Below are 25,461 nucleotides of genomic sequence, written 5' to 3'. Positions count from 1 at the left end.
GGCGGCCTCTCAACCGATGCCGTGCTGCCGCAGCAGCTCGGCTTCATCGCCGGTGATCCAGCGTCAAGGTCGAATTTCGGTGACCTTCGCACCCTGCACCGACGCGCCCGCCTCCAGGCCCACATTGGTCACCACGAAGGCGACCACGGGTTGCCGGAAGGTGCTCGAGTCGATCACGCCGTTGGCACCGTAGCGTGCCAGCGCGACCGTCGCGTCGGCGCCCACGGTCCAGCCGCGGCTCTGGCGGAACTTGTCCAGCGCCTCCTTGGAGGTGAACACGTAGAAGACGGCCTTCGACTGGGCACCGGCCTGGAAGCCGATGGAGCCGGCGGTCGTGCTGTAGTAGGCCTGCGTGCGGCCCGCGGTGCGCAGGGCACCGCGACCATATTCAGCGCCTACGCCCAGGCTGCCGCCGACCACGGAAGGGAAGACCAGCACGCCCTGCGCGCCCGCAACGAGTGCGCGCGAGCCGGTGACGGTGTCGTAGAGCCGGGACAACGACGCGTCGACCTGGGCGTCGATGGCCGATGCCGACGAAGCCGGGACGTCGCTCGCCGCTCCGGTGGGGCGGGTGACCGTGCAGCCGGTCACGGCGAGGCTCGCCGCGATGGCGGCGACTGCAAGCAGGCGGGAAGGTGCGACGTACATGGCGAGTCCTCCAACAAGGGGGTGATGAATCGATCGGCAGCGCTTCGTCGGGTCAGGCCTCGACGGGTTGCGAAATGCCGCAGAGCGCTTCCGTGGCCGGCTTGGCCTTGGGCTCCTTCACCGCGACATCGGCCAGCGCCAGGATGCCCACCAGCCGCTTGTCGCGGTCGACGATGGGCAGGCGCCTCACCTGGTGCTCGGCCATGAGCTGCGCCGCATGATCGACGGCGTCGTCCTCGTAGGCCCAGCGGATGCCGTCCGACATGACGTCGCGCACCTTGGCGTTGCCGTCGTGTCCCTCGGCGATGCCGCGGATCGCAATGTCCCGGTCCGAGATCGCGCCGATCATGCGGTCGTTCTCGCCCACCGGCATCATCCCGAAGTCGCCGTCGCGCATGCGCTTGGCGGCCTCCGCGATGGTGGCGTCGGGACTGATGACCTCGACATCGCGGGTCATCACAGCGTTGACTTTTCGCATCTGGAATCCTTTGAAGAAAAGTAGGTTGGGCGGCCGCGGTTGCGGCAAGAAATAAGGTGCGCACAACTGCGAGCCGGCGCAGATACAGGTCTAGTCTTCTCTGCGGCCGCAGGTGTAGGACAACCACCGAAAAGCCGGTGGTGCAAAGGAAGAACGCGTGGACGCCGCCTTGCGCGCGCTCCTCATTGCGGCGTTTGATGGTGCAAGGCCAGCAGCCACGCATCGCCCTCTTTCACGTACGTCGTACTGCACAGGGCGCGATAGGCCACGCCTTCATGCCGTGACGCCGTCGCCGAATAGACCAGCAGGGCCACGTGGTCGGACGGCCTGAGCAGTTCTCGCTTTTCAAAGTTGGCGTGAACCCAGCGGCTGCCGGATTGAATCGAGTCCAGCGTCGCCGCGCGGTCCAGCACGCCCACGGGGGCGGGGAACACCATCAACGCGTGTTCAGCCAGGTGCTGTTCGTAGAAGTCGGCGCCGGCAGACCAGAACTGTTCTTCGATGCGCCACAGGTTGTCATCGTCCATGGGAACCTCCTGCAGGGGGTTGCTCCCTCTCATCGGTGGGGGCGCGCGGCGGTGCATGAGCGGGCGCGATGTCCCGCGTCCACACCGCCACGTCGCGTTCCGTCATGCCGCTGGCCGGCGTGAGGCGCCCGTCCACGTAGCCGGCCTGTTCGACATCGTGCAGGTACTGCTCGCGCGACAGCAGCGTGCCTGCGCACACGTGGCGCTCCGAGGGGGCGGGCGGGCCGTGCATTTCCTCGGTGAGGCGATCGACCAGGCGGGCCATGACCCAGTCGGGAATGCGGTGGCGCTCGCCGGGATAGATGTAGCCGAACAGCGTGAGGTGGCTCAGCAGCACCCGCCAATGCGGACCGAAGCGCACCAGCAGGCTGGCCCAATCGAGCCGCTCGGCGCGGGCCAGCAGCAGGTGGGCGATGTCGCCGCCGTCGTAGCGCTCGCGTTCCATGATGAAGGCCTTGGACAGCAGGCAGTCCTCGACGTTGGCCACGAGCACCGGCACGCCCAGAACGTCGGCGCGGCAGTTGCCGTGGAACCAGCGCGCATCGACCGGCGTCACGCCATTGCCCGAGTTGAAGATCAGGTCGATGAACGCGTCGCCGTCGTACACCTTCGCCAGCCAGTGCGGATAGGTCAGCTCGGTGCGCCAGCCGTGCCGCTGCATGAGTTGCGCAGTGCGCTCGAAGTCTTCGCGCAGGATGAACAGATCCAGGTCTTTCGTCGCGCGGCGGATGCCGGTGTAGCAGGCCAGCGAAAAGGCGCCGCCCACCAGGAACGGAATGCCCGCATCGCGCAGGGCGCGCAGGCTCTGCCGATAGAAGTCGGCCACGCGGGGCGGGACTTCTTCCTCGAGCGAGCGGGCGAGCGTGGGGGGCGATGGCATGTGTGAAAGGTCGCGCTGTCAAGGGACGACAGGGCAAAGCCAACGGCCCCATCGCGCGTCGGCAGGCGCCTACAGCCGCTGCGGGAAGAGGCCGATGACGGCCGCGCGCGGCGGGGTACAGGCTGGTTCCCACGTTTGAAGCGCAACCGACCGGATCACCCATGTCTACGCCCAAATCCTCATCCCACATCCGCTTCGCCGCCGTCGGCGACATCCACGTCCAGAAGGACGCCGGCGGCACCTTGCGCAGCCTGTTCGCGCAGGCGAACGAAGAAGCCGACGCGCTGCTGCTGTGCGGCGACCTGACCGACTACGGCACCGAAGAGGAAGCCCGCGTGCTCGCCGAGGAACTGGGCGCGGTGCACATTCCCATCGTCGCCGTGCTGGGCAACCATGACTACGAATCGGGCACGCCCGAGGTGGTGAGCGGCACGCTCGCGCACGCCGGCGTGCGGGTGCTCGACGGCTCGGTCTGCGAGATCGAAGGCGTGGGCATTGCGGGCGTGAAGGGCTTCGGCGGCGGGTTCGGGCGTGGTGCGCTGGGCGCGTGGGGTGAGCCTGCGATCAAGCTGTTCGTGCAGGAGGCGCTGAACGAGGCGATGAAGCTCGAATCGGCGCTGGCCAAGCTGCGCACGCGGCGGCGCATTGCGCTGCTGCATTACGCGCCCGTGGTCGGCACGGTCGAGGGCGAGCCGGTCGAAATCTTCCCGTTCCTGGGCAGCAGCCGACTGGAGGACCCGCTGGTGCGTTACCCGATCGATGCGGTGTTCCACGGCCACGCGCACCGGGGCACGCTGCGGGCACGCACGATCAGCGGCGTGCCCGTCTACAACGTGGCCAAGCCGCTGCTGCAGCGCAGCCGGCCCGATGCGGCACCGTTCTTTCTCTACGAGTTGCCGCGCGAGCCGGCCGACGCCAGGGCGCCGTCAGCGCCCTAAGGCGGGCGCGCTCAGTTCCCGCTCGCTCGCAAGAACGGAAACCGCGCGTCGAGCGAGGCCACTTCGGGCAGCACATACACCGCGCGTCCCCGGCTCGCGAACATCGGCTTCACGTGCCGGTCGTAGAACGCCGCCGGCACGTTGATGCATCCGTACGAGATGCGGTTGTCGCTCGCGGTGGCGGAGGCCAGCCGCTGCAGCCGCTGCTCGCTGGGGTTGGTGGCCCGCACGCGGTGCATCGAGATCGCGGCGTCGTAGTCGATCCAGGTGATGTCTTCGCCCGAGGTGTTGGTGCCTGGTTCCGCGTTGAAGCGCCCCGCGGGTGTCGTGCGCTCCTCGGTGCGGATGTCGGCCATGGGCCGCGTGCCGATGCCGGGCACCGAATCGTCGCCCCGGGCCAAGCCGAGCAGCACGGGGGATGACGCGGTCATGCGCCCGGCGCGGTCGAACAGGTACAGGCGTGCGGCCGTCTTGTCGAGGACGGCGAACGGCTGCGACGCGTTGTCCCCGGCGGCGACGGCCGCCTGGGCGAACTGTTCAGCCGCAGGGAGCGGCCCGGCGCTGGCGGCGCTGGCGGGTTGGGGTGGCAGGCCCGCCAGTGCCGCAACCAGCATCACCCCTGCGAACGACGCGACCGTGAACCGGGTCGCGCGCTGCACAGGGGCCGATGCGGGAGGCCGTCCGCCGGGCTCAGTTGCGGTCGGCACGTGCGGGCCGCGGATCGTTGGCGGCCATGGTCGACGTATCGGTGCTCGGCGGCGGCGTGTTCATCGTGCTCGAACCCGTGCTGCCGGTGCTCGGCGCCGGCGACATGGTGCTGCCGCTTTGCGTGTTTTGCGGCGTGGTGCCGGTGGTGCCCATCGGGCCGCCGGTGGGGCTTTGCTGCCCGGCCCCTGTCGCGGGATTGGCGGGGGCGGTGGTCGGCGGATTGCCTTGGGCGAAGGCCACGCCTGCGAGGACGAGGGTGCCGGAAGCCAGGAGCGTGGAAAGACGTGAGAGGGTCATGGTGGGTCTCCAAAGAAAGATGCCAGCTGCCGAGCGCCGGATTGCAAGTCTCATGGCTGACCTTTCGCAGACTAGGCAGGTCAGGGTGACGTGTTGTCAGGGATGGACGACCTGCGGCGTAGGAAACGCAGTACATGGCAGTACGTGGCAGTATGTGGAGCGCGGTACCCGCAGCGGGCGCGCGCCGCTTTGCCCGCGCGGCCAGGACGACATCCGGGGTCGGTCTCCTCCCACATTCGCGCCTCCGGCACGGGACGAAAAAGAAGCCTCTTCCTTTGTATGTCTCACGATTTCAAGGAGTCGACATGGTGAATCCCAACCCCCGAAAGAACGACGCGACCGACGACGATGGTCGCGACACCGAACACAACAAGGCCGGCAACCAACCCCTCACGCCGCGCAACGAGCCGCGCCGCACACCCGAAAGCCGCCATGACCGCGAAAGCCAGGTCGGCAGCGGCAACCAGCATCAGTCCCGCCGGGGGGGCGGCTCGATGCCATGAGCGCGCCGACAGAGGCGCCTTCTGCTGCGGCATCCACCACCGGCACGACGGCGGTGACGCACCGCACGGTGCAGATCGACGACGTCGAGGTGTTCTACCGCGCGGCCGGTCCGGTGGGCGCCCCTGTGCTGCTGCTGCCGCATGGCTACCCCTGTTCTTCGTTCCAGTTCCGCGCGCTGATGCCGGCGTTGGCCGACCGCTGGCGCGTGGTGGCGCCCGATTTTCCGGGCTTCGGCTACAGCGGCACGCCCGATGAAGGCTTCGCCTTCGATTTCGACGGCTACGCCGACTTTCTCGATCGCTTCACCGCCGCGCTCGCGCTGCGCCGTTACGCGCTGTACCTGCACGACTACGGGTCGCAGATCGGCCTGCGCCATGCGATGCGGCGGTCGGGGCGGATCACGGCGCTGATCATCCAGAACGGCGACATCTACGAAGACACGCTGGGGCCGAAGTACGCGGCCATCAAGGCGTACTGGAACGACCCGAGCCCGGCGCATCTCGCGGTGCTGGCGGGCGCCGTGAGCGAAGAAGGCTTTCGTGAAGAGTTCATCGGCGAGGTGTCGCCGCGCGTGGCGCCGCGGCTCGCGCCCGATCTCTGGCGGCTGCACTGGGCGTTGATGGACACGCCCGCCCGGCGCGGCGTGGCGCTCGGTCTCATGAGGGGGTTGAAGGAGAACCTGCGGTGGTTTCCCCGCTACCAGGAGTACCTGCGCACCTACCGCCCGCCGACGCTGATCCTGTGGGGCCCGCAGGACGGCTACATGCCGATCGAGGCCGGGCGTGCCTACCTGCGCGATCTGCCCCATGCGGAGTTCCACGCGTTCGACGATGGCGGCCACTGGCTGCTCGAGACGCACCTGGCCGAGGTGGTGCCGCGGCTGCGCGATTTCCTGGGGCGGCACCTGCCCACTTCCGGGGCTGCACCGGACAAGATGATCGAAGGCGTGCCGGTATGAGCACCGCCACGATTGCCCGCATCTGGCGCGGGCGCGTCGCGCGGGACCGCGCCGACGCCTACGAGCGCTATCTGCAGGTGGAAGGCATTCCGCCGCTGCTCAAGACGGCGCTCGCGGTGCAGCTGTTTCGCGAAGACCGCGCCACCGAGACCGAGTTCGTCACCACCTCCTACTGGCCTGACGTGGCCGCGATGAGCGCGTTCACCGGGGGCGACCCGAACGTCGTGCACCACCTGCCGCGCGACCCGGAGTTTCTGATCGAACTGCCCGAGCGGGTCGAGGTGCTGCGCATCGTCGTCAACACGTTCGCCTAGAAGCCGGCCAGAAAACGGAGCTTTCCTACACCGCGTTGCTGCGGCCACCGATGCGGCGGCCCGGCCGATGGCGCGACACCTAGCGCATGCACTTTTCCAGGTGCCGAAGAAAGGAAACACGCCATGAACAGAAGCTCTGCAAGACGGCAAGCCAGGAACGACGACCGGGAGAATTCGAACCTGTTCGTCTACGGCGCGGGCGTCGCGCTGTTGGTGTTCATCGGCGCGCTGCTGTTTTTCTATGCGATCGATCGGCGCGGCGAAGGCCCGGCGCACGAAGGCACGCCGCCTGCGGTGCAACAGCAAGCGCCGCAAAACGCGCCACCGGCCACCTCGGACACCCCCTCGAAGTAAGGTCGCCGTGCATGGCTGCGGCGCGCGAACCGGGTGGTGCAACTGACAGTCAGCCCTCGAAGGCTTCTTCGCTGGCGGTCGAAACCGCCAACGGGGCGACGGGCCTGCTCATCGTCGACATGATCAGCGCCTGGGATTTTCCGGACGCCGACAAGCTGCTTCCTGCGGCGCTGGCCGTCGCACCGCGCATCGCGGCGCTGCGGCGGCGGTGCAAGGCGCGGGGCGTGCCGGTGATCTACGCGAACGACAACCGCGGCCGGTGGCGCTCCGATTTCGCCGCGCAGGTCGAGCTGTCGATGGGCAACGGCGCGGCCGGGGCCCGCATCACCGCCCAGCTCCTGCCGGAGGCCGACGACTACTTCGTGCTCAAGCCGCAGCAGTCGGCGTTTGTTGCCACGCCGCTGGCGCAACTGCTGGGAGTGCTGGGCATCCGGCGGTTGATCGTGACGGGCGTTGCCAGCGACCAGTGCGTGCTCAGCACCGCCACCGACGCGCGCATGCACCAGCTCGAGGTGCTGCTGCCGCGCGACTGCATCGGCACGCAGACCGCGCGCCGCCAGGCGATCTTTCTCGCGCAGTGCGAGTTGACCTTCGACATCGCGACCACGCCGGGGTCGCGCATCCGCCTGCCTGCCGAAAAAGGGGCAAAAGGGCGGGGCCGACCATGAGCCTTGCTACCCACCTTCTTCCTGTTGAATGAATGGAGCCTTCGATGACACACCCCATGCAGGCCGGGCCCCGGCCGCCTTTCGACACCCCCGAACAGACGCCCCCGGGCCTGGAGTCGGCCATGGACCCGCGTCCCGATTTCGGCGAGACCTCCTATGTCGGCTCCGGCAAGCTCAAGGACAAGGCCGCGCTCATCACCGGCGGAGACAGCGGCATCGGCCGCGCCGTGGCGCTCGCGTTCGCGCGCGAGGGCGCCCATGTGCTCATCTCGTACCTGCCGCAGGAGGAAGACGATGCGCAGTTCACCGTGCGGCTCGTCGAGGAGACCGGACGCACCTGCGTGGCCGTGCCGGGCGACATCTGCGAGGAGGCGCATTGCGTGCGTCTGGTCGACACCGCCATGGCGCGCTTCGGTCGGCTCGACGTGCTCGTGAACAACGCCGCGTTCCAGATGTCGCACAAGAACCTCGACGAGATCACGGCAGAAGAATTCGACCGCACCTTCCGCACCAACGTGTATGCGAACTTCTTCCTGTGCAAGGCTGCGGTCGCGCACATGAAGCCCGGCAGCGCAATCATCAGTACCGCCTCGGTCAACGCCGACAAGCCCAACGCCACGCTCGTGGCCTATGCCGCAACCAAGGGCGCGATCCAGAACCTGTCGGGCGGCATGGCGCAGCTGCTGGCCGAAAAGGGCATCCGCGTGAACTGCGTGGCGCCAGGTCCGTTCTGGACGCCGCTGATTCCGTCGACGCTGCCGCCCGACCGCGTGAAGAACTTCGGCCTGCAGACGCCGATGAAGCGCCCCGGTCAGCCGGCCGAGTTGCAGGCGGTGTACGTGCTGCTGGCCTCCGACCAGGCGAGCTACATCTCGGGCGCGACGGTGGCCGTGACGGGCGGCGTGCCCTTCATCTGAGCGGCGGTGGGCTGCTGTGAGGAGGGCGGTGGCCGGCGCCGTCGCCCAGGGCCTTCACGCGCTGCCGCCGGCGCGGCAGCCACGCGCCCACGCGCGACACCCAGCGCAGCACATGAAAGACGAGGAAGCTGCCCAGCGGCGGCCATCGGTTCCACAGCGGCAGCGTGTCCCGGCGCACGGGCTCGCAGTGGGTTTCCAGTGTCGCGAGCCGCGCGGCCACTTCGGCATTGAACGACCGGCTGACCACGACCACGTTGGCTTCCATGTTGAGCGCCAGGCTCAACGGGTCGAGGTTGCTCGAGCCGACGGTGGCCCAGCCGTCGTCCACGATCGCGATCTTGCCGTGCATCGGGCGGGCGCAGTATTCATGCACCTCGACGCCCGCGCGCAGCAGGTGGCCGTAGAGCAGGCGCGCGGCAAAGCGCACCGATTTCATGTCGGGCATGCCCTGCAGGAACAGCTTCACCTCCACGCCGCGCCCGGCCGCGCGGCACAGGTCGCGAAAGAGCCGGTAGCCCGGAAAGAAGTAGGCATTGGCGATGCACACGCGCGAGCGTGCGGTGCGAATGGCCTCCCGGTAGATCTTCTCGATGCCGTCGGGCGAGGCCTTGTCGTCGCGGGCCGCGAACAGCACGGCGGCGGTGCCGGCGGCTGAACGGGGTGAGCCGGCGCTGCTGTCGATGTCCGCCGTGCGCGCCATGAACGCGCGAATCCGCGCGACGATCGGCCCCTGCAGTTCCACCGCGTAGTCCTGCTTGGCCATCTCGCCGAAGTCCAGCATCTGGTCGGCGCAGAAGTTGATGCCGCCCACGAAGGCCACGGCGTCGTCCACCACCACGAGCTTGCGGTGCATGCGCCGCAGCAGGTTCAGCCGCTGGCCGAACAGGGAGCGGCCGGGGTCGAAGATGCGCACCTGCACGCCGGCGCCGGTGAGCCGGCCGAGGAAGCGCTCCGAGAGCCCGGGCGAGCCGAAACCGTCGATGGTGAGCACCGTGCGCACGCCGCGCCCCGCGCAGGCGCACAGCGCGTCGCACAGGGCGTTGCCCACCTTGTCTTCCTCAAGGATGAAGGTCTCCAGCAAAGCCACGTGCCGGGCCTGGCCCAGGGCTTCGAAGACGCGTGGAAAGAACGCGTCGCCGTTCTCCAGCAGGCGCGCCGCGTTGCCGTGCGTCCAGTCCGAGCGCTTCATGTCGGGCGCCCCGTGGTTCAGTGGTGATGCTTGAAGTACTGCACCTCGCGCTCGTGTCGCTGGGCGTCTTCGCGCGAATCGAAGGTGCCCAGGTTGCGGCGCTTGCCCGTCTGCGGATCGACCTTGCGGGCATAGAGGCGGTACTGGCCGGAAGCGAGTTTGCGGATCATCGGAAAGCTCCTTTCGCAGGGTTCGTTGAACGGATGGCGCCGAACTTCTTTCTTCTTCGTCGGCGCCGTGGGGTCGGTTCAACGCTAGCGCGCCGGCATCGCCACGGTGTCAGGCCGCGCACCGGCTGCGGGTCGGACGTGGCGGACGCGGCAGGCACCGCTGTTGCGAGTTGTTGCGGCCTGCGCCGTGCGCCGCCATGCGGGTACGGAGCTTTCCTACGTCGTTTTTCTTGCGGCCGTTTCATCGTGCGATCTCCGTTCCTTTCATCATTCCTTCAACCCAAGGAGCCCCACGATGCCCACGACCCGACGCAATGATCCCGATGCCTGCAGCTTTCTCGACACCGACCACCGCCACGTGAAGAAGATGTTCAAGGCGTACGGCGAACTGGTCGAGTCGCACGCCGCCTCCACCGCGCAGAAGAAGCGCGAGCTGGCCAACGAGATCTGCATGGAGCTCAAGGTCCACACGCAGATCGAGGAAGAAATCTTCTACCCCGCGCTGCGCCAGGCCATCAAGGAGACCGACCTGCTCGACGAAGCCGAGGTGGAACACGCCAGCGCCAAGGAACTCATCGCGCAGATCCTGGACGCCACCGACATCGACGAGAAGTTCGACGCCAAGGTGATCGTGCTGGGCGAGTACATCGACCATCACGTGAAGGAAGAGCGCAACGAGATCTTCGTGAAGGCACGTGCCGCGCGCGGCCTTGACCTCGTGGCCATGCGCGAGCAGCTGGCGCAGCGCAAGGAAGAACTCATGGAAGAACTCGGCGCGGTGGCCTGAGGCCGCGTGCTGTCGAGGGGAGCGCGCGCCAACGACAGCATCCACGACAGCGTCCGGCGTGGCCAGCGGGCGCTGTCGCAGTAAGCCTGCAATGCGTGCCACGTCATCCCCGGCGTCACGGGCCCGTCGCCGCACGGGGGACCGTCGCTGGCCAGTATCGCGCGGCGCGACATCATCGTCGGGAAGCTCGCCAACACGCCCGAACACATGGTGCGATGGCTGCGCCACACTCACCGTAGATCCGCTTCGCTCATGCCCGAGATGGGCATGAGCGAAGCGGACGCGCGCGACATCGCGGCCTACCTTGCGACGCTGGATTGAACGGCCAGGCCACTCGGCCACGACCCCCGACCCACGACTGGCAGGGTCAATGCCCCGGCATTTGAGTAACGCCCGGCGGCGAACTATTCTGGAAGTGCCATGACCGCTGCCCTTGCGAACCTGGGTCTGCCTGAAGGCTGGAGTTGCTGGCTCGAACTCCAGCAGACCGCCGAGGGCGCCTACGCGGGCAAGGCAGAACTGCGCGAGGGTCCCGCCCAGCGGTGCGTGCTCGTCATTGCCCAGCAGCCCAGCCGTGAAGTCGCGCTCGAGCGACTGAAGTTTCGCGCGGAGTATTTCATCCAGGAATGGGCCGTGCGGCAACGCCTGGGGACGGCGCCGCCGTGTTGAGCCCACGCTGCTGTCGCGGGCATGGCAAGCGCTGATGCGCGCCCGCCACACGTTCTGGCGGCGGCTGTGACCATTCGCGGCAATATCGTTACGGCCTGTTGATCGCGGCGCACACGCCGCGTTTTTGGCGCCACGCGCCGGCGGATGGCTTCATCGGCTCGCGCGTTCCGCCGCGCCTGCGGTCTCCCGAGACAAACGCGATTCCGCGGCGTTCCGGCGTGCCGACACCTCCCGCCCGTGTCAACCCCCCGACGCAGCAAAACCAATGTAGGACTTCGCCCGGTCCGGGGTCGAAAAGTAGATGTGAAGTTCGCACATATTGTTTCTCCCGGAAGCAGCTCGCGCCGCGCTTTGGGCGTAACTTTATTGCACCGCAGCACGAGAAATCGAAGGCGCGGACCTGCGATCGGGCAGGGGTGCGTCAAGACTTTTTTCTTCATCTGAGGGCATGCCGGACATGGCAGGCCATCGACGTTTTCAAGAGGTGGCTATGCGAGTGCTCAGATCCAATTCTTCTCCATCGAAACCGGGCCGACAGCCCGCCAGGCCGCATGCGCGTGCCGGGCGCGGCCGGCGCCAGCGAGGCGCCCTCGTTCCCAAGCTGGCGGGCTATGTGCTGCTGGCCTTCGTGCTGTGGCTCATGGTCGCCACGCTGGTTGAGCCGCTGATGTCCTCGCAGGCCACGCGGGCCGTGCTGCAGGCGCCGGTCGGCATCGTCACCTCGCCGATCAACGGTGTGGTGACGCAGATGGCGGTGCGCTCGGGCAACGCGGTAGCGCCCGGCACGCTGGTGGCCACGGTGCGCAACCCGACCGTCAGCCAGGAGATCCTCACCACGCTGACCACGCAGCGCCTCGGCTTGCAGAGCCAGATGGCGCAGCTGGGCAACCAGTACAAGACCGACAGCCAGGAGATGCGCTCCATCGGCCAGCAGGCGCAGGTGACACGGCAGGCCTCGCTGGCGCAGACCTGGGATGCGTGGGAAATCGCGCAGCGCCAGCGCGACGTGGCACACAGCATGGTGGCCGAGCAGGAGAACAAGGTGCGCACCAACGAAGCGCTGCTGAAAGAGGGCGCCATCAGCGAACAGGTGATGAACGCGGCCGAGGCCCAGTTGAGCACCGCGCGCGCCGCCGCGGCGGTGGCCGAGCAGGCCTTCGCGGGGCAGGCGCAGACCGTGGCGAGCGCAGGGCAGGGCGCCTTCGTGGGCACCGGCGGCAACAGCATGTTCCAGACGCTCGCCAGCCGGCGCGAAGCGCTGCGCAACAGCACCGACCGCGCACGCCAGGACGGCACCGCGATCTACAAGCAGCTCAAGGAGATCTCGCAGCTCGAGGAAGAAGAGCGCCGCCGCGTCGACAAGCTCGCAGCCTACGAGGTGAAGGCGACCCAGCCCGGCATGGTGCACACGGTGCTGACGCCCGAGGGCGCGTACGTCACCGCGGGTGCGTCGCTGGTGCGCGTGACCGACTGCAGTCGGATCGGCGTCGTCGCCGTGTTTCCCGCGCGGCTGGCCAAGCGCCTGAGCGTCGGCTCGATGCTCGACGTGAAGGTGGCGGAAAACGTCGCGGTGCCGGCGCGCGTCGAGCAGCTGCTGCCCGTGGCCTCGGATGCGCTGCAGAGCACGTACAGCGTGCCCTTCCCCTTTGCCGAGCAGGGCTCCATCTACGCCGTGGCGCGCATCGAGGCGGCCGAGCCGCCGCAGTCCGCAGACGGGAGCCGCCAGACCTTGTGCGTGCCGGGCAAGGTGGTGTCGGCCAGCTTGGCCAAAGCATGAGCGGACATGTTGCGCAGCCCACTGAGAACGCCATGTCGATTCCTCCTTCTTTCCGCGCCTTGGCACGGTGCGCCGCCGCATCGATGGCGCTCGCTGGCGTCGCTGCTGCTGCGCCTTCGCCCGGCGCCACGCAGCAGGCCCTTGCACGCGACAGCTGCGACGGGCTGCGGCGTGCGGTCGCACAAGACCAGGGCAGCGCGGCCTCGGGGCCGCTGTTCCTGACCAGCTACCGCCCGGCGAATGCGCCCGGCGAGCCGCCGTTCGAGCCCGCGCTGGCGGGCGCCGGCTTCACCTACGACAACGCGCTGGCCGGCATCGCGCTGCTGGCGTGCGGCGACCGCGCTGCCGCCCGGCGCATCGGCGATGCCGTGGTGCGTGCCGTGGCGCACGACCAGACCATGCCCGACGGCCGCGTGCGCAACGCCTACCGCGCGGGGCCGGTCACCGAGGAAAAGCCCGCGCTGCCCGGCCGCTGGGACGCCGGGCGCAAGCAGTGGATCGCCGACGCCTACCAGGTCAGCACCGCCACCGGCAACGTGGCCTGGGCCGCGCTGCTGCTGCTGAACCTGCACCAGGCCGAACCGACGCCCGCCTACCTGGCGACCGCGCGTCGGCTGCTGGCCTGGACCGAGCAGAACACGCGCGCCAAGAACGGCCCCGACGGCTACAACGGCGGGCGCCACGGCTGGGACAACGCCCAGCGCGCGCAGACCTGGAAGTCCACCGAGCACAACCTGGACATCGCGATGGCCGCCGCATGGGCCGCGCGCGCGGCGCGGGCCGATGGCCAGCCCGACGCGGCGGAGCAACGACAGGCGCGCACCGCACTCGATTTCGTGGGCCGCATGTGGAACCCGTCGGAACAGCGCTTCCACATCGGCACCAAGGAGGACGGCGCCACCGTCTCCACCGAAGGCTCCGGCCTCGACGCGCAGCTGTGGCCCTTGCTCGCGGCGCCCGAGGGCTCGTGTGCGTGGGGTCGCAGCCTCGACTGGGTGGAGAAGCACCACCGCTCCGGCGCGGGCTACGGTTTCTCGCGCGAGCCCGACGGCATCTGGACCGAAGGCAGTGCGCAGGCCGCTGCCACGCTGGTGGCGCGCAAGGGTGCGGCGCCCGAGGCGCTGTGGCAGCTGCTCGCTTCGCAGCGCGCCGGCAACGGCCTGTACTACGCGACGCCGAGCGCGCGCATCTCCACCGGCCTGGCCATCGGCCCCGATTCGACCGGTGCCGATTTCTTTTACTACCGCTGGCCGCACCTCGGCGCGACCGCCTGGATCGCCCTGGCCGCCACGGGCTTCAACCCCTTCACCGGCAAGACCACTGCCTCAGGAGCCGTTCCATCATGTCCAGCCTGATCGCCACTCCGGAATTCCAGCTCAACGCACTGGTCGGGGGGCTTGCCTTGCTCCTCATGACCTGGGCCAAAGTCGAGCGTATGTCCCACCGCGTGCTGTTCGGCGCGCTGACGGCGCTGCTGCTGTTGCGCTACGCCGTCTGGCGCATCGTGGCGACGATGCCGCCGTCGGACCTGGGCTTTGAAACCCTGTTCGCGTGGGTGTTCCTGTGCTTCGAGCTGACGGCCATCGTCTACACGCTGATGTCGATCCACATGCTCATGCGGCGCCGCGACAACCGCGCGCAGGCCGACCGGGGCGAGGCCGCATTGCGCGCTCGTGGTGACGACGTGCCGGCCGTCGATGTCTTCATCTGCACCTACAACGAAGAGCTGGCCGTGCTCGAGAAAACCATCATCGCCGCGCAGGCCATCGACTACCCGCGGCTGAACGTCTGGGTGCTCGACGACACGCGGCGCGACTGGTTGCGCGACTACTGCGAGCGCCGCGGCGTGCACTACGCGCGGCGGCCCGACAACAGCTACGCCAAGGCCGGCAACCTCAACAACGGCCTGCGCCTGTCCGCGGGCGTGACCGATGCGCCGTTCATCCTCGTGCTCGACGCCGACTTCGCGCCGCAGCGCCAGATCGTCTATCGCATGCTCGGCCTGTTCGAGGACCAGCGCGTGGGGCTCGTGCAGACGCCGCAGTTCTATTACAACGCCGACCCCATCCAGCACAACCTGCGCGCCACCGACAGCTGGGTCGACGAGCAGCGCGTGTTCTTCGACGTGCTGCAGCCCGCGAAGGACGCGGTCGATTCCGCCTTCTGCGTGGGCACCTCGTTCATCGTGCGGCGCGACGCGATCACCGAGGCCGGCGGGTTCCCGGTCGGCAGCGTGTGCGAGGACATCCACACCACCTACCTGCTGCTGCGCCGGGGCCGCATCACGCGCTGGCTGGGCGAGCGGCTGTCGAACGGCTTGTCGGCTGAAAGCATCGTCGACTACATCAACCAGCGCAGCCGCTGGTGCCTGGGCACCGTGCAGCTCGCGCTGCTGCCCAACGGGCCCTTGCTCGGCCGGGGCTACAGCCTGCCGGCGCGGCTGCACTTCGTGCACGGGCTGCTGCACTGGCTGGGCAAGCCGTTCATGGTGCTGATCCTGCTGGCGCCGGCGCTGTACTGGTATGCCGGCGTCTCGGCCTTCCATGCCACGCCGCAGGCCTTTGCGGCCTACGGCCTGCCGTCGCTCATGATGTTCTGGGCCTACAGCTACTGGATCAGCCAGCGGCGCTGCCTGCCCGTGTTCAGCGAGGTGAGCCAGCTGGTGGCGGCGATGGCCGTGAGCGGCACGCTGGCCCGCGCGATGCTCAAGCCCTTCGGCCATCCGTTCAAGGTGACGGCCAAGGGGCTCGATCGCTCGCGCACGGTGGTGCACTGGAAGCTGGTGGGCGTCTTCGGCGGCCTGCTCGTCGCGCTGCAGGGCGCGGCCGCGATGGCGGCGCTGAGCGGCGCGGCGCTGACGCCGGGCGACCAGCTCAACCTCGTGTGGACCGGCATCGCGCTGGTGCTGTGCCTGGGCGCGCTCATGGCCTGCGTCGACCTGCCGCGCCCGCAGCAGGAAGAGCGCTTTCCCTGGCGCGCACTGACACGGGTGCGCACGGCGGCGGGCGAGGGCGAGTCGCGCTTCGTCAACATCGCGACCGACGGCGCACTGCTCGAAGGCCGGGGCCTGCTGAAGCGCCTGCGCGTCGGGCAGCCGCTGGAGGTGCATGTCGAGCCCATCGGCTGGCTGTCGGCCCACCTCGCCGCGCGCGGCAGGGCGGGCGCCGAGTTGAAGTTTGCTGCCACCGAGGCGCAGCGCGAACACCTGGTACGTCACGTCTTCAACGTGCCGCCGAGCCATGTGGCGGTGCAGGTACGGCCCTGGCAGGCGGCGTCGGCCCTGATGGCGAGCGCGGGGATTCGCGCCCCGGGCGCGGGCTTTGCGCGCCTGTCGCTGCGCCTGCTCCTCGCGGTGCTGGCCGTGTGCATCGTGCTGGTGACGACCGGCTGCAACCTCACGCCGCCGCTCAAGGAGCCCGACCTCACGGTGCCGACGCAATGGCCGGCTGGCGCCACGGCGCCCAGCGCGCAGCCCGTGGACTGGCGCAGCTTCGTGCAGGACGAGGAGCTGCGCGGCCTGATCGCCACGGCGCTTGACAACAACCGCGACCTGCGCGTCTATGCCGCGAAGGCCCGCGAGGCGCGCGCCACCTATGCCGGCAGCCGCGCCTCGCTGTTCCCGCAGGTGGGCCTGTCGGCGCACGGCCAGCGGGCGCAGACCACGCCGCAGGGCTCGCTCAGCCCGGTCGGCAACCTGCCGTCGGACGGGCGCGTGTCGAACAGCTTCGACATCCAGGCGGGCGTGATGTCGTACGAGCTGGACTTTTTCGGCCGCCAGCAAAGCGCCGCGCAACAAAGCGGCGCGCTCGCCGAGGCCGGCGACAAGGACCACGCCGCCGCGCGCATGAACCTGGTGGGCGAGGTGTCGAACGCCTACCTCACGCTGCGCGCCGACCGCGCCTTACTCGCCCTGGCCATGGCCAACGAGGCCGCGCTGAACGCCAATGCCGACATGATCGGTCGCGCCCGCGCCGTCGGCGGCGCCGCGCAGCTCGACGTGTACCGGGTGCAGTCGCTGCTGCAGAACGCGCGCGTGCGGCAGGAGGAATACCGCATGCGTGTCGCGCAGGACCTGCAATGGCTCAACGTGCTGGTGGGCCGCCCCGTGCCGCCCGAGACGGGCACCGCACGGCCCTGGCCGGAGAACTCGACGGCGCAGGTCGCGGCCGGGTTGCCGTCCAGCCTGCTGCAGCGCCGGCCGGACCTGCTCGCGGCGTATGCGCGCGTCGAGGCCGCCAACGCGGGCGTGGGCGCGGCCAAGGCCGCCATGCTGCCGACCATCTCGCTCACGGCGCTGGCCGGCGGTGTCAGCAAGGAGCTGTCGACCTTGCTCGCCAGCAGCAACAGCAGCTGGGCCGGCGTGCTGGGCGTGTCGCTGCCGATCTTCGACTGGGGCCGGCGCTCCGCCAATGTCAGCGCCAACCAGGAGCGGCTGGCCGCCGCGATGGCCGGGTACGAATCCGCGGCGCAGGTGGCTTTTCGCGAGGTGGCCCACGCGCTGATCGCCGGCGACCACCTGCAACCGCAGCTGGAGGCGCAACAGGCGCGCGTTCAGGTGCTCGAGAAGGTGGCCGGCATCTCGCGCACGCGTTATCGCAGCGGCATGGAAGACTACTTCTCGAGCCAGGATGCGCAGCGCGAGCTGTACACCGGGCAGCAGCAGCTCATCGAACTGCAGTTGAAGGCGGCGGTGAACACCGTGAACCTGTACAAGGCGCTCGGCGGGGGCTGGGGCAGCGCGTAGGGCGGGCGAGACCTCGCGCCTGCGCTCAGACCGGCGCGAGTTTTCCTGGTGACTGCTGCAAGTTCGCCGGGCTGGTCAAGGAGGGCAACGTCTCGGTGGCGTAGCCGACAGCCCTTTAGACCTCGGGGGCGTCGCCGCCGTCGCCGCGGCTCGGTCCGATGCGCGTCACGCATTTCTGAGAAGATTGTTTCCGGGAGTGACATCCCACAGAACGCCCGCCGCTCTGTGCGGCAGGCGCAAATAAAAAAACCGAGGAGTTCAAATGCTGATCAAACGTGGAGGGCCTGCGGCCCTTCTGGCTTGCCTTGCCCTGTCGATTGCCGCCTGCGGGGGAGGTGGTGGAGGCGGCGGTGGTGGTGGCGTGGCACCCCTGGGGTTGGGAACGGGGACGCCTGCGCCGGGTGTCCCGGCTTCTCCGGACCCCGCCGCGCCAGGTGAAGCGCCGGTCGCGGTCACGTTCGAGGGGTCGTTGAGCGGCCTGTTCATCTCGGGCAGCAACTACGCCGCACCGACACCGGTGCTCGTCAAGGCCCGGCTCAGTCGCGAACTGAGTGGCACCGTGTACCCCGTCATCGTCGATGCGCAGCAGGTGCTCAGCACGCAGTACGGAAACCTCGCGGTGACCCGGGGCGCGGACGGCGCCTACTCCGTGTTCCTCACGCCGAAGGTGCAGACGACGCCGGGCGTGTACGCCGGCAAGCTGCAGCTGAAGCTCTGCAAGGATGCGGCGTGTGCCTCCGAGTACCAGGTCACGGGCGGTGAGTTTCCGTACAACCTCGAGTTCCAGCCCGATGTCACGCTCAGGGCGAAGATCAACGGCGTGCCGGTGACGGGCTACAACGGCTTCACCAGCGTGACCTCCGGACAGACCCTGCAGTTCGTGGCCGCGGCGGGTGTCACCGTCGAAGTGGAATCCAACATTCCCGTGACGTGGACGGTCGGCTCGGCCGGCACCGACAGGGCCTTGTCGGTCACCTCGCAGACCGACAAGAGCGTGATCGGCACCGTCACTGCGGGCGCGTTGGGCGGCTCGATCGATGTGAAGGCGACGCCCATCGACACCCGCTACAAGTACTACTCCTCGGTGATGGTGCTGGGGCAGTAGCAGCCCGCAAAAGCCCGCTTCGCGCGGGCCGGGGCAGCGCGCAGCGGCGGGCGCCACACATGCCGTTTGCCCCGCGCGCGCCCCGGTGCTTCAATGTCGGTCTCTTGCGGTGACGAAGGAGACTTCCATGGCCTACGAAGCGCGATATGTTCTGCGACCCAATTCCGGCGCCGATCTCGGGGCCGTCATCGACGCCGTGAAGGCGGGCGCGGCGCTCTGGAAAAAACATGGCGCGTCGAACCCGCAGTTCTGGAGCGTGGCGGCAGGCGAACTGGGCAACTATGTCCTGACCGTGCAGTTCGAGAACGCGACGGCGTATGCCAAGGTCACGGACCTGTTGTCCGCCGACCCCGAATTCCGCCGCTGGCAGGCCAGCAACCTCGCTTCGGGCGCGTTCACGTGGGTGCGCAGCAACCTCATGCGCGAATTGCCCCTGGCGTAAGGCCAGCCACCGCTGCCATGGCCGCCCCTTGCAGGCGGCGCGCGGCGGCCCATCGTGGCGGGGTTGCATTGAAATGTCGACATCAGTGTAAACACTGTTTTTGACGCGCGCGTTGTCGCAGACCATCGGCGACCGGATGGCGTGCCGGACGGGCAGGCCGGATGGCACGCAATTTGCACAACGCCCGCCATGACTGCCAGCTCGCCGCGCACCTCCACCAAGACCCCCAAAGTCACCCGCATCGACCGCGACAACGACAGCACCGTGCAGTCGCTCACGCGCGCCATGCAGTTGCTCGAACTCCTTGCCGAGGACGACGAAGGCTTCCGGCTGGTCGACATCGCGGCGCACACGGGGCTGTCGTCGTCGACCGCGCACCGGCTGCTCACCACGCTGGAGCAGCGGCGCTTCGTGCAGTTCGATCGCGAGACGAACCTCTGGTACGTGGGTGTGCGCTGCTTCTCGGTGGGCGCGGCCTTCGGGCGGCGCCGCCGCATCGCGCACCTGGCGCTGCCGGTGATGCGCCGGCTGCGCGACAGCACGGGCGAGAGCATCAACCTGGGCATTGCCGACTTGGGCGACATCGTGTTCGTCACGCAGGTCGAGAGCCGCGAACTCATGCGCGCTATCGGCAAGCCGGGCTTCCGTGCGCCATTGCATGGCACCGCGATGGGGCAGGCGATCCTGGCGGCGATGTCCGAGGACGATGTGTTGCAGTACCTGCGCACCTACGGCCTGCCCAAGCTCACGAACAACACGATCGCGCGCGCCTCGCGGCTGCATGAAACGCTGGGCGAGGTGCGCCGCGCGGGCCATGCGATCGACGACGAGCAGAACGCGGTCGGCCTGCGCTGCATTGCCGCGGCCATCCGCGACGAGCATGGCCAGCCCTTCGGCGCGATCTCGCTGGTCGGCCCGACGCAGCGCATCAAGAGCACCGACTTCCTGCACCTGGGCGCCACCGTGCGCGCCGCCGCCGACGAGATCACTGCCGCTTACGGCGGTCGCTGAAGGCCCCTCGTCTTCGGCGCGTCTTCCACTGGCGCAACGCGCCAAGTGCTTGATTCCAAACCAGTTTTTTCGGCTGTCCCGCGCAGCGGGATAGTCCGCTGCGCTGCGCCGCTGCGGGATTCAATGGCACGTCTTTCTTTCGATGTCGCCCCGTTCCCTCCTACCCACCTCTGCTGGAGTTTTCATGCCGTTTCACCTTCGCTTCAAGTCATTCGCCACAGTTGCCTTGGCCGTGGTGCTCGCGTTGCCCGCGGCCCACGCGCAAGACCGCATCAAGATGAAAGCCATCGGCCAGCCGCTGGCCACCGGCCTGCTCCAGAAGAACAAGGAGCAGCCCTTCTTCGAGAACTTCGCGGCCCGCACCGGGTTGCCGATCGATGTCGACTACAAGCCCATCGACACGCTGGGCATCAAGGACACCGAGCAGCTGCGCGTGATGAAGGCGGGCCTGTTCGACCTCGTCTCGCTGCGCGTGTCGCAGAACTCGCGCGACGAGCCCACGATCCTCGGCCTGGACCTGGTGGGCGCGGCGCCCGACTACGCCACGGGCCGCAAGGTGGCCAAGGCCTACTTCGACACGGTCGATGCGCGCCTGCAGGCGCAGTTCGGCGTGAAGCTGCTGGCCGTGTGGCCCTTCGGCCCGCAGATTCTTTTCTGCAAGAAGCCGATCGCCAAGCTGGCCGACATCAAGGGCCTGAAGGTCCGCGTGTACGACCAGAACCTGGCCAAGTTCATCGAGATGGTGGGCGGCACGCCGGTGCCGGTGTCGTTCGCCGACACGCACCAGTCGCTGTCGCTGGGCGTGGTCGATTGCGCCATCACCGGGCCCAGCTCGGCCAACTCGGCCGGCTGGCCGGAGGTGACGACGCACCAGATGCCGATCGGCTTCCAGATGGCCCTGAACGGCTACGGCATGACCATGAAGTCGTGGAACGCACTGGCGCCTGAGGCCAAGGTCAAGATGAAGCAGGCCTTCGACACGCTGAGCGACGACATGTGGAAGTACTCCGAAGAGCTCTTCAAGGACGCGCTGAACTGCAACGCCGGCAAGGACCCGTGCACCACCGGCAAGAAGTTCAAGCTGATCGACGTGCCCGTCGCGCCCGCCGACACCGAGCTGCTGCGCGGCGCCGTCACCAAGGTGTCGCTGCCGGTGTGGGCCGAGGTGTGCAACAAGTCGAACCCGACCTGCCTGAAGACCTGGCAGGCGACGGTGGCACCGGTGCTGGGCCTGCAATGAACAGCGCCGCCATGACCCGCGACCGGCAACCGGCCCAGGCCGCCTCTGCGCACACTCGGCGCGCCGACTTCAGGGCCCGCATGGAGACCGTGCTGGCCACGGCCTTCGGCGCGATCTTCCTGGGGCTGGCGTTCATCGTCGCCATCGAGACGATCTCGCGCAAGCTGTTCAACGTCTCGCTGCAGGGCGCGGACGAGCTGGGCGGCTACGCGCTGGCAGTCGGCTCGACGCTGGCCTTCAGCCTGTCGCTGCTGGGGCGCAACCACATCCGCGTGGACGTGTTCCACGACAAGTTTCCGCCGCGCGTGCAGGCGCTGCTGAACTGGCTCTCGATCGTCTCGCTGGCGGTGTTCGCGCTGTTCATCGCCTGGGTCGCGTTCAAGGTGATCCAGGACACGACGGCCTACCGCAGCACCGCGCAGACGCCGTGGGCCACGCCGCTGATCATTCCGCAAGGCGTGTGGTACGCGGGCCTGGTGATCTTCGCGTTGGTGGCCTGCGCGCTGGCCTGGCGCGCGACGCGGCTGCTGGCCAGCGGCGACATCCGGACGCTGAACAGCGACTTCCATCCCAAGAGCGCGAAGGAAGAGCTGAAGGAAGAACTCGACGACCTCAAGGCACGGCAGCACGCCGAAGGAGCCGCACCATGAACATCGCCCTGATCGGATTCGCATTCTTCGCGATGCTCGCGTTGATGCTGCTCGGCTTGCCGATCGCGGTGTCGATGGCGGCCATCGGCATCATCGGCGGCATTGCCGCCTACGGCGCGCCCTTCATGGACTCGATCGCGCCGGTCGTGTGGGGCGTGCAGAACGAGAGCCTGCTCACGTCGGTGCCGCTGTTCGTGCTGCTGGGCGAGCTGCTGCTGCGCTCGGGCATTGCCGACCGCATGTACATCGCGCTGTCGGCGTGGCTGGGCCGCCTGCCGGGCGGGCTGCTGCACACGAACATCGGCAGCTGCGCGCTGTTTGCGGCCACCTCGGGCTCGTCGGTGGCCACCGCGGCCACGGTCGGCACGGTGGCGCTGCCGTCGCTGCAGCGGCGCGGCTACCCGATGCGCGCGTCGCTGGGCAGCCTGGCCGCGGGCGGCACGCTGGGCATCCTGATCCCGCCGAGCGTGAACATGATCGTGTACGGCTCGCTCACCAACAACTCGATCGGCAAGCTGTTCGTCGCAGGCATCATCCCGGGCCTGCTGCTCACGCTGAGCTTCATGGTCTGGATTGCCGTGTCGAGCCTGGCCAGCGGCAACGCGATGCGCGAGCCCAAGGTGCCGATGCGCGAGCGGCTGCGCGTGCTGGTGCACCTGGTGCCGCCGGCGGTGGTGTTCGGCATCGTGATGGGGAGCCTGTACTTCGGCATCGCCACGGCGGCCGAGAGCGCGGCGCTGGGCGTGCTCGCGGCGCTGGGCTTCGTCTGGCAGTCGGGCAAGCTCAACTGGGAGCTGCTGCGCAACTGCTTCATCTCGACGGCGCGCGTGAGCGGGATGATCCTGCTGATCGTCGTGGCCGCCTTCATCCTCAACCTGACGGTGAGCCTCACGGGCGTGGCCGAGTCGATGACGAAGTGGGTCGCGAGCCAGGGTCTGTCGGCCACGGGGCTGATCCTGGCGCTCATCGTGTTCTACCTGATCCTGGGCATGTTCATGGACGTGCTGTCGATGCAGGTGGCGACGATCCCGATCACCTATCCGATCGCGATTGCTGTGGGCGTCGACCCGATCTGGTTCGGCATCTTCATCGTGCTGATGTGCGAGCTGGGCCTGATCACGCCGCCGGTGGGCATGAACCTGTTCGTGGTGCATGGCATCCGTCCCGACAAGGGCGGCATCCAGGACGCGATCTGGGGTGCGCTGCCGTACGCGCTGATCATGATCCTGTTCACGCTGCTGCTGATGGCCGTGCCGCAGCTGGTGACGTGGCTGCCGGCGCACATGTGAGGCACGCAGCAATGCACAGCACCACACCGCTCTGGCAACTCGATGCGGCGCAGCTCGCGGCCGGCTATCGCGATGCGGCGTTCACGCCGACCGACGCGCTGCATGCCTGCCTGCAGCGCAGCGCCGAGGTCAACCCGCGGCTCAACGCGCTCATCACGCTCGACAGCGAAGGCGCCACGCACGCGGCCGAGCAAAGCACGGCGCGCTGGCGCAACGGCCGGGCGCTGGGCGCGCTCGACGGCGTGCCCGTCACCATCAAGGACAACCTGCAGGTGCGCGGCCTGCCGACGCACTGGGGCAGCCGCGCGCTGGCCGGCGTGGTGGCCACGCGCGACGAGCTGCCGGTGGCGAAGCTGCGCGAGGCCGGCGCCGTGATCTTCGGCAAGACCAACGTGCCCGAGTTCACGATGCAGGGCTACACCGACAACCCGGTGTTCGGCCCCACCGGCAACCCGTGGGACCCGAGGCTCACGCCCGGCGGTTCGTCGGGCGGCGCGGTGGCGCTGGTGGCCGCGGGTGGCTGCCCGATCGCGCTGGGCACCGATGGCGGGGGCTCGATCCGCCGGCCGGCCTCGCACACCAACCTCGTCGGGTTCAAGCCTTCGCGCGGACGCGTGCCGCGTGGCGACGGGCTGCCGCCGATCTTTCTGGGCTTCGAGGTTGCGGGCCCGATCGCGCGCAGCGTGGCCGACGTGGCGGCGGTGATGCAGGTGATCGGCGACCGGCCGGTGGAGGAGGGCGCGGGCCCGCAGCGCGCGCGCATTCTCTTCATTCCGCGCTTCGGCGATCACCCGGTCGATCCGCAGATCGCGGCGCTGACCGAAGCGACCGCGCGGCACATGGCTGCACTCGGCCACGAGGTCACGACAGCGCAGGACTTCGGCCTCGTCGAAGCCGTCAACCAGCGCTGGCCGCTGCTGGCGCAGGTCGGGCTGGCCTGGCTGGTGGCGCATCCGCAGGAGCTGTCGAACCGGCCTTTCGATCCGTCGCTGTTCGGCCCCGCGATGCAGGCCAATGCCGAGAACGGCCGCAAGGCCAGCGCGTCGGAGCTGTTCGAGCTGCTGTACGAGGCCGAGCGCTTGCGCAACACGCTCGCGCAGCTGTTTGATCGCTACGACTTCCTGCTCACGCCCGCCGCGGCTGCGTTGCCCTGGCCGGCCAGCGAGACGCATCCGACGCGCATCGACGGGCGCGAGGTCGGCCCGCGCGGCCATGCGGTGTTCGCCGGCTTCGCGAACGCCGTCGGCCTGCCTGCCATCGCGCTGCCGTGCGGCTTTGCGGGACAGCTGCCGGTCGGCGTGCAGCTCGTGGCGCGCGAAGGGGCGGACGACGCCTTGCTCGCGCTCGCGCGCTCGTTCGAACAGGCCCATCCGTGGCAGCGCTTCCCCGTGTTGTGACGCTGGCCGAGGCCGTCGCACCGCAGCTCTTGCCGGCCGAAGCCGCGCAGGCGCTGTGCCGCGCGCGGCGCGACGGCCGGCGCGTGATGTCGTCGCTGCTGCCGCTGCACGACCGGCACACGGCCTATGCCATCCAGGATGCGACGCTGGCGGCGCTCGGCACTGTCGGCGGCTGGAAGGTCGGTGCGAGCGCGCCGGGCCGCGAGCCCGTGTGCGCGCCGCTGCCGGCCGAAGGGCTGGTGCCCGGCGGCGCGTCGCTGGTCGGCGGCGCATGGCATCTGCGCGGTGTCGAGGCCGAGCTCGCGTTCCGCCTCGGCACCGACCTGCCGCCGCGCGCGGCGCCCTACACGCGCGACGAGGTCGCCGGTGCCATCGCGGCGGTGCTGCCCGTGATCGAGGTGGCGGAAACCCGCCTGATCGACTGGCTCGACGCCAGCCCCTCGGCGCTGCTGGCCGACCTGCTGTGCCACGGCGGCCTGGTGCTCGGCGAGCCCGTGCCTTTCGAGCGCGCGTGGCTCGACCTGGCGCAGACCGAGGTCGTGATGCATTTCGACGAGCAGGTTGTCGCCCACACGGTCGGGGAGCACACGCACCCCGACGTCGGTGCGCTGCTCGTGTGGCTGGCCAACCAGGGCGCGGCCCGGGGCCAGGGCCTGCGCGCGGGCCAGGTCGTGACGACCGGTTCGTGCACCGGCATGTTGTTCGCCTCGCAGGGCACGGCCGTGCGGGTGGAGGTGAAGGGGCTCGCGCCATTGCGCGCGAGCTTCTGAATTTTTCCTGTTTGTTTTTTCCGAGATCAC

The 25,461-nt window shown here is 68.9% G+C and carries 28 protein-coding genes and 1 pseudogene; 21 read left to right on the top strand and 8 right to left on the bottom strand.

Translation table 11 applies throughout. The features are described from left to right. Positions 1 to 63 precede the first annotated feature (63 nt). The 4 genes from CY658_RS31625 to CY658_RS31610 all read right to left on the bottom strand — a co-directional run bounded on the left by CY658_RS31625 (position 64) and on the right by CY658_RS31610 (position 2,533). On the bottom strand, positions 64 to 648 hold the full coding sequence (locus CY658_RS31625; RefSeq protein WP_101493924.1) for a BPSL1445 family SYLF domain-containing lipoprotein: 585 nt from the start codon (positions 646 to 648) through the stop codon (positions 64 to 66). Positions 649 to 700: 52 nt separating this feature from the next. Next, positions 701 to 1,126 (bottom strand): CBS domain-containing protein, encoded by a 426-nt coding sequence (locus tag CY658_RS31620; protein WP_101493923.1) that lies wholly within the window; start codon positions 1,124 to 1,126, stop codon positions 701 to 703. Positions 1,127 to 1,308: 182 nt separating this feature from the next. Beyond that, positions 1,309 to 1,653: a nuclear transport factor 2 family protein gene (locus CY658_RS31615; protein WP_180839099.1), complete on the bottom strand. Its 345-nt coding sequence runs from the start codon at positions 1,651 to 1,653 to the stop codon at positions 1,309 to 1,311. Then, entirely contained in the window at positions 1,643 to 2,533 is an 891-nt protein-coding gene (locus CY658_RS31610) for a nucleotidyltransferase (RefSeq protein WP_101493922.1), read from the bottom strand. The genes CY658_RS31615 and CY658_RS31610 overlap by 11 nt, the downstream gene beginning before the upstream one ends. 161 nt (positions 2,534 to 2,694) lie before the next feature. Between CY658_RS31610 and CY658_RS31605 the strand changes: the two genes are divergently transcribed. Then, a complete protein-coding gene (locus CY658_RS31605; protein WP_101493921.1) occupies positions 2,695 to 3,471 on the top strand; it encodes a metallophosphoesterase family protein in 777 nt (258 codons plus the stop codon). An 11-nt stretch (positions 3,472 to 3,482) separates the two neighbouring features. Here CY658_RS31605 and CY658_RS31600 read toward each other — a convergent pair whose 3' ends face one another. Both CY658_RS31600 and CY658_RS31595 read right to left on the bottom strand, forming a co-directional pair. After that, positions 3,483 to 4,178: a L,D-transpeptidase gene (locus tag CY658_RS31600; RefSeq protein ID WP_257885041.1), complete on the bottom strand. Its 696-nt coding sequence runs from the start codon at positions 4,176 to 4,178 to the stop codon at positions 3,483 to 3,485. Beyond that, a complete protein-coding gene (locus tag CY658_RS31595; RefSeq protein ID WP_101493920.1) occupies positions 4,162 to 4,476 on the bottom strand; it encodes a proteophosphoglycan ppg4 in 315 nt (104 codons plus the stop codon). The genes CY658_RS31600 and CY658_RS31595 overlap by 17 nt, the downstream gene beginning before the upstream one ends. A gap of 305 nt (positions 4,477 to 4,781) precedes the next feature. On the opposite strand from CY658_RS31595, the gene CY658_RS31590 reads away from it, so the two are divergent. The 6 genes from CY658_RS31590 to CY658_RS31565 all read left to right on the top strand — a co-directional run bounded on the left by CY658_RS31590 (position 4,782) and on the right by CY658_RS31565 (position 8,191). After that, positions 4,782 to 4,979, top strand: a complete 198-nt coding sequence (locus CY658_RS31590; RefSeq protein ID WP_101493919.1) for a hypothetical protein — start codon at positions 4,782 to 4,784, stop codon at positions 4,977 to 4,979. Continuing rightward, the gene (locus tag CY658_RS31585; RefSeq protein ID WP_101493918.1) at positions 4,976 to 5,938 is read left to right on the top strand and encodes an alpha/beta fold hydrolase; all 963 of its coding nucleotides are present in this window, start codon (positions 4,976 to 4,978) and stop codon (positions 5,936 to 5,938) included. Before CY658_RS31590 ends, CY658_RS31585 begins: the two co-directional genes overlap by 4 nt. Beyond that, on the top strand, positions 5,935 to 6,252 hold the full coding sequence (locus CY658_RS31580) for a hypothetical protein (RefSeq protein WP_101493917.1): 318 nt from the start codon (positions 5,935 to 5,937) through the stop codon (positions 6,250 to 6,252). The genes CY658_RS31585 and CY658_RS31580 overlap by 4 nt, the downstream gene beginning before the upstream one ends. Positions 6,253 to 6,375: 123 nt before the next feature. Beyond that, positions 6,376 to 6,606 (top strand): hypothetical protein, encoded by a 231-nt coding sequence (locus CY658_RS31575; protein ID WP_101493916.1) that lies wholly within the window; start codon positions 6,376 to 6,378, stop codon positions 6,604 to 6,606. Between the two features lie 11 nt (positions 6,607 to 6,617). Continuing rightward, complete coding sequence (locus CY658_RS31570; RefSeq protein ID WP_101493915.1) at positions 6,618 to 7,274, top strand: cysteine hydrolase family protein; 657 nt, start codon at positions 6,618 to 6,620, stop codon at positions 7,272 to 7,274. Between the two features lie 44 nt (positions 7,275 to 7,318). Beyond that, positions 7,319 to 8,191 carry an SDR family oxidoreductase gene (locus CY658_RS31565; RefSeq protein ID WP_101493914.1) on the top strand — a complete coding sequence of 291 codons (873 nt, stop codon included), beginning with the start codon at positions 7,319 to 7,321 and terminating at the stop codon, positions 8,189 to 8,191. Here CY658_RS31565 and clsB read toward each other — a convergent pair. Both clsB and CY658_RS31555 read right to left on the bottom strand, forming a co-directional pair. Further along, entirely contained in the window at positions 8,184 to 9,380 is a 1,197-nt protein-coding gene (gene clsB, locus CY658_RS31560) for a cardiolipin synthase ClsB (RefSeq protein ID WP_101493913.1), read from the bottom strand. The two genes, CY658_RS31565 and clsB, sit on opposite strands and share 8 nt — an antisense overlap. Positions 9,381 to 9,397: 17 nt before the next feature. Then, positions 9,398 to 9,550 (bottom strand): hypothetical protein, encoded by a 153-nt coding sequence (locus CY658_RS31555; protein ID WP_101493912.1) that lies wholly within the window; start codon positions 9,548 to 9,550, stop codon positions 9,398 to 9,400. 295 nt (positions 9,551 to 9,845) lie between these two features. Between CY658_RS31555 and CY658_RS31550 the strand changes: the two genes are divergently transcribed. The 14 genes and pseudogenes from CY658_RS31550 (at position 9,846) to CY658_RS31485 (ending at position 25,431) form a co-directional block, all read left to right on the top strand. Beyond that, on the top strand, positions 9,846 to 10,337 hold the full coding sequence (locus CY658_RS31550) for a hemerythrin domain-containing protein (RefSeq protein WP_101493911.1): 492 nt from the start codon (positions 9,846 to 9,848) through the stop codon (positions 10,335 to 10,337). A gap of 99 nt (positions 10,338 to 10,436) precedes the next feature. Continuing rightward, positions 10,437 to 10,658: pseudogene (locus CY658_RS31545) on the top strand (c-type cytochrome); the annotation flags it as partial. Between the two features lie 99 nt (positions 10,659 to 10,757). Then, positions 10,758 to 11,006 (top strand): hypothetical protein, encoded by a 249-nt coding sequence (locus CY658_RS31540; RefSeq protein ID WP_101493910.1) that lies wholly within the window; start codon positions 10,758 to 10,760, stop codon positions 11,004 to 11,006. Between the two features lie 490 nt (positions 11,007 to 11,496). Further along, entirely contained in the window at positions 11,497 to 12,783 is a 1,287-nt protein-coding gene (locus CY658_RS31535) for an HlyD family efflux transporter periplasmic adaptor subunit (protein ID WP_101493909.1), read from the top strand. Between the two features lie 32 nt (positions 12,784 to 12,815). Continuing rightward, entirely contained in the window at positions 12,816 to 14,138 is a 1,323-nt protein-coding gene (locus CY658_RS31530) for a hypothetical protein (protein ID WP_101493908.1), read from the top strand. Next, a complete protein-coding gene (locus tag CY658_RS31525) occupies positions 14,126 to 17,527 on the top strand; it encodes an efflux transporter outer membrane subunit (RefSeq protein WP_101493907.1) in 3,402 nt (1,133 codons plus the stop codon). Before CY658_RS31530 ends, CY658_RS31525 begins: the two co-directional genes overlap by 13 nt. A 469-nt stretch (positions 17,528 to 17,996) precedes the next feature. After that, positions 17,997 to 18,632 (top strand): hypothetical protein, encoded by a 636-nt coding sequence (locus CY658_RS31520; RefSeq protein ID WP_101493906.1) that lies wholly within the window; start codon positions 17,997 to 17,999, stop codon positions 18,630 to 18,632. Between the two features lie 127 nt (positions 18,633 to 18,759). After that, positions 18,760 to 19,074 carry an NIPSNAP family protein gene (locus tag CY658_RS31515; protein ID WP_101493905.1) on the top strand — a complete coding sequence of 105 codons (315 nt, stop codon included), beginning with the start codon at positions 18,760 to 18,762 and terminating at the stop codon, positions 19,072 to 19,074. Between the two features lie 189 nt (positions 19,075 to 19,263). After that, positions 19,264 to 20,085 (top strand): IclR family transcriptional regulator, encoded by an 822-nt coding sequence (locus tag CY658_RS31510; protein ID WP_101493904.1) that lies wholly within the window; start codon positions 19,264 to 19,266, stop codon positions 20,083 to 20,085. A 184-nt stretch (positions 20,086 to 20,269) separates the two neighbouring features. Beyond that, positions 20,270 to 21,325, top strand: a complete 1,056-nt coding sequence (locus CY658_RS31505; protein WP_101493903.1) for a TRAP transporter substrate-binding protein — start codon at positions 20,270 to 20,272, stop codon at positions 21,323 to 21,325. Continuing rightward, positions 21,322 to 21,975 carry a TRAP transporter small permease subunit gene (locus CY658_RS31500; RefSeq protein ID WP_101493902.1) on the top strand — a complete coding sequence of 218 codons (654 nt, stop codon included), beginning with the start codon at positions 21,322 to 21,324 and terminating at the stop codon, positions 21,973 to 21,975. Before CY658_RS31505 ends, CY658_RS31500 begins: the two co-directional genes overlap by 4 nt. Beyond that, complete coding sequence (locus tag CY658_RS31495) at positions 21,972 to 23,264, top strand: TRAP transporter large permease (protein WP_101493901.1); 1,293 nt, start codon at positions 21,972 to 21,974, stop codon at positions 23,262 to 23,264. Before CY658_RS31500 ends, CY658_RS31495 begins: the two co-directional genes overlap by 4 nt. Before the next feature lie 11 nt (positions 23,265 to 23,275). Continuing rightward, positions 23,276 to 24,661, top strand: coding sequence for an amidase (locus CY658_RS31490; protein ID WP_101493900.1), 1,386 nt, complete (start codon positions 23,276 to 23,278; stop codon positions 24,659 to 24,661). Continuing rightward, positions 24,637 to 25,431 (top strand): 2-keto-4-pentenoate hydratase, encoded by a 795-nt coding sequence (locus CY658_RS31485; protein WP_257885040.1) that lies wholly within the window; start codon positions 24,637 to 24,639, stop codon positions 25,429 to 25,431. The genes CY658_RS31490 and CY658_RS31485 overlap by 25 nt, the downstream gene beginning before the upstream one ends. Positions 25,432 to 25,461 lie beyond the last annotated feature (30 nt).

The sequence above is a fragment of the Variovorax sp. RO1 genome, assembly GCF_002849325.1.
GTDB lineage: Bacteria > Pseudomonadota > Gammaproteobacteria > Burkholderiales > Burkholderiaceae_C > Variovorax.
This window is presented reverse-complemented; position numbering and strand designations above follow the sequence as displayed.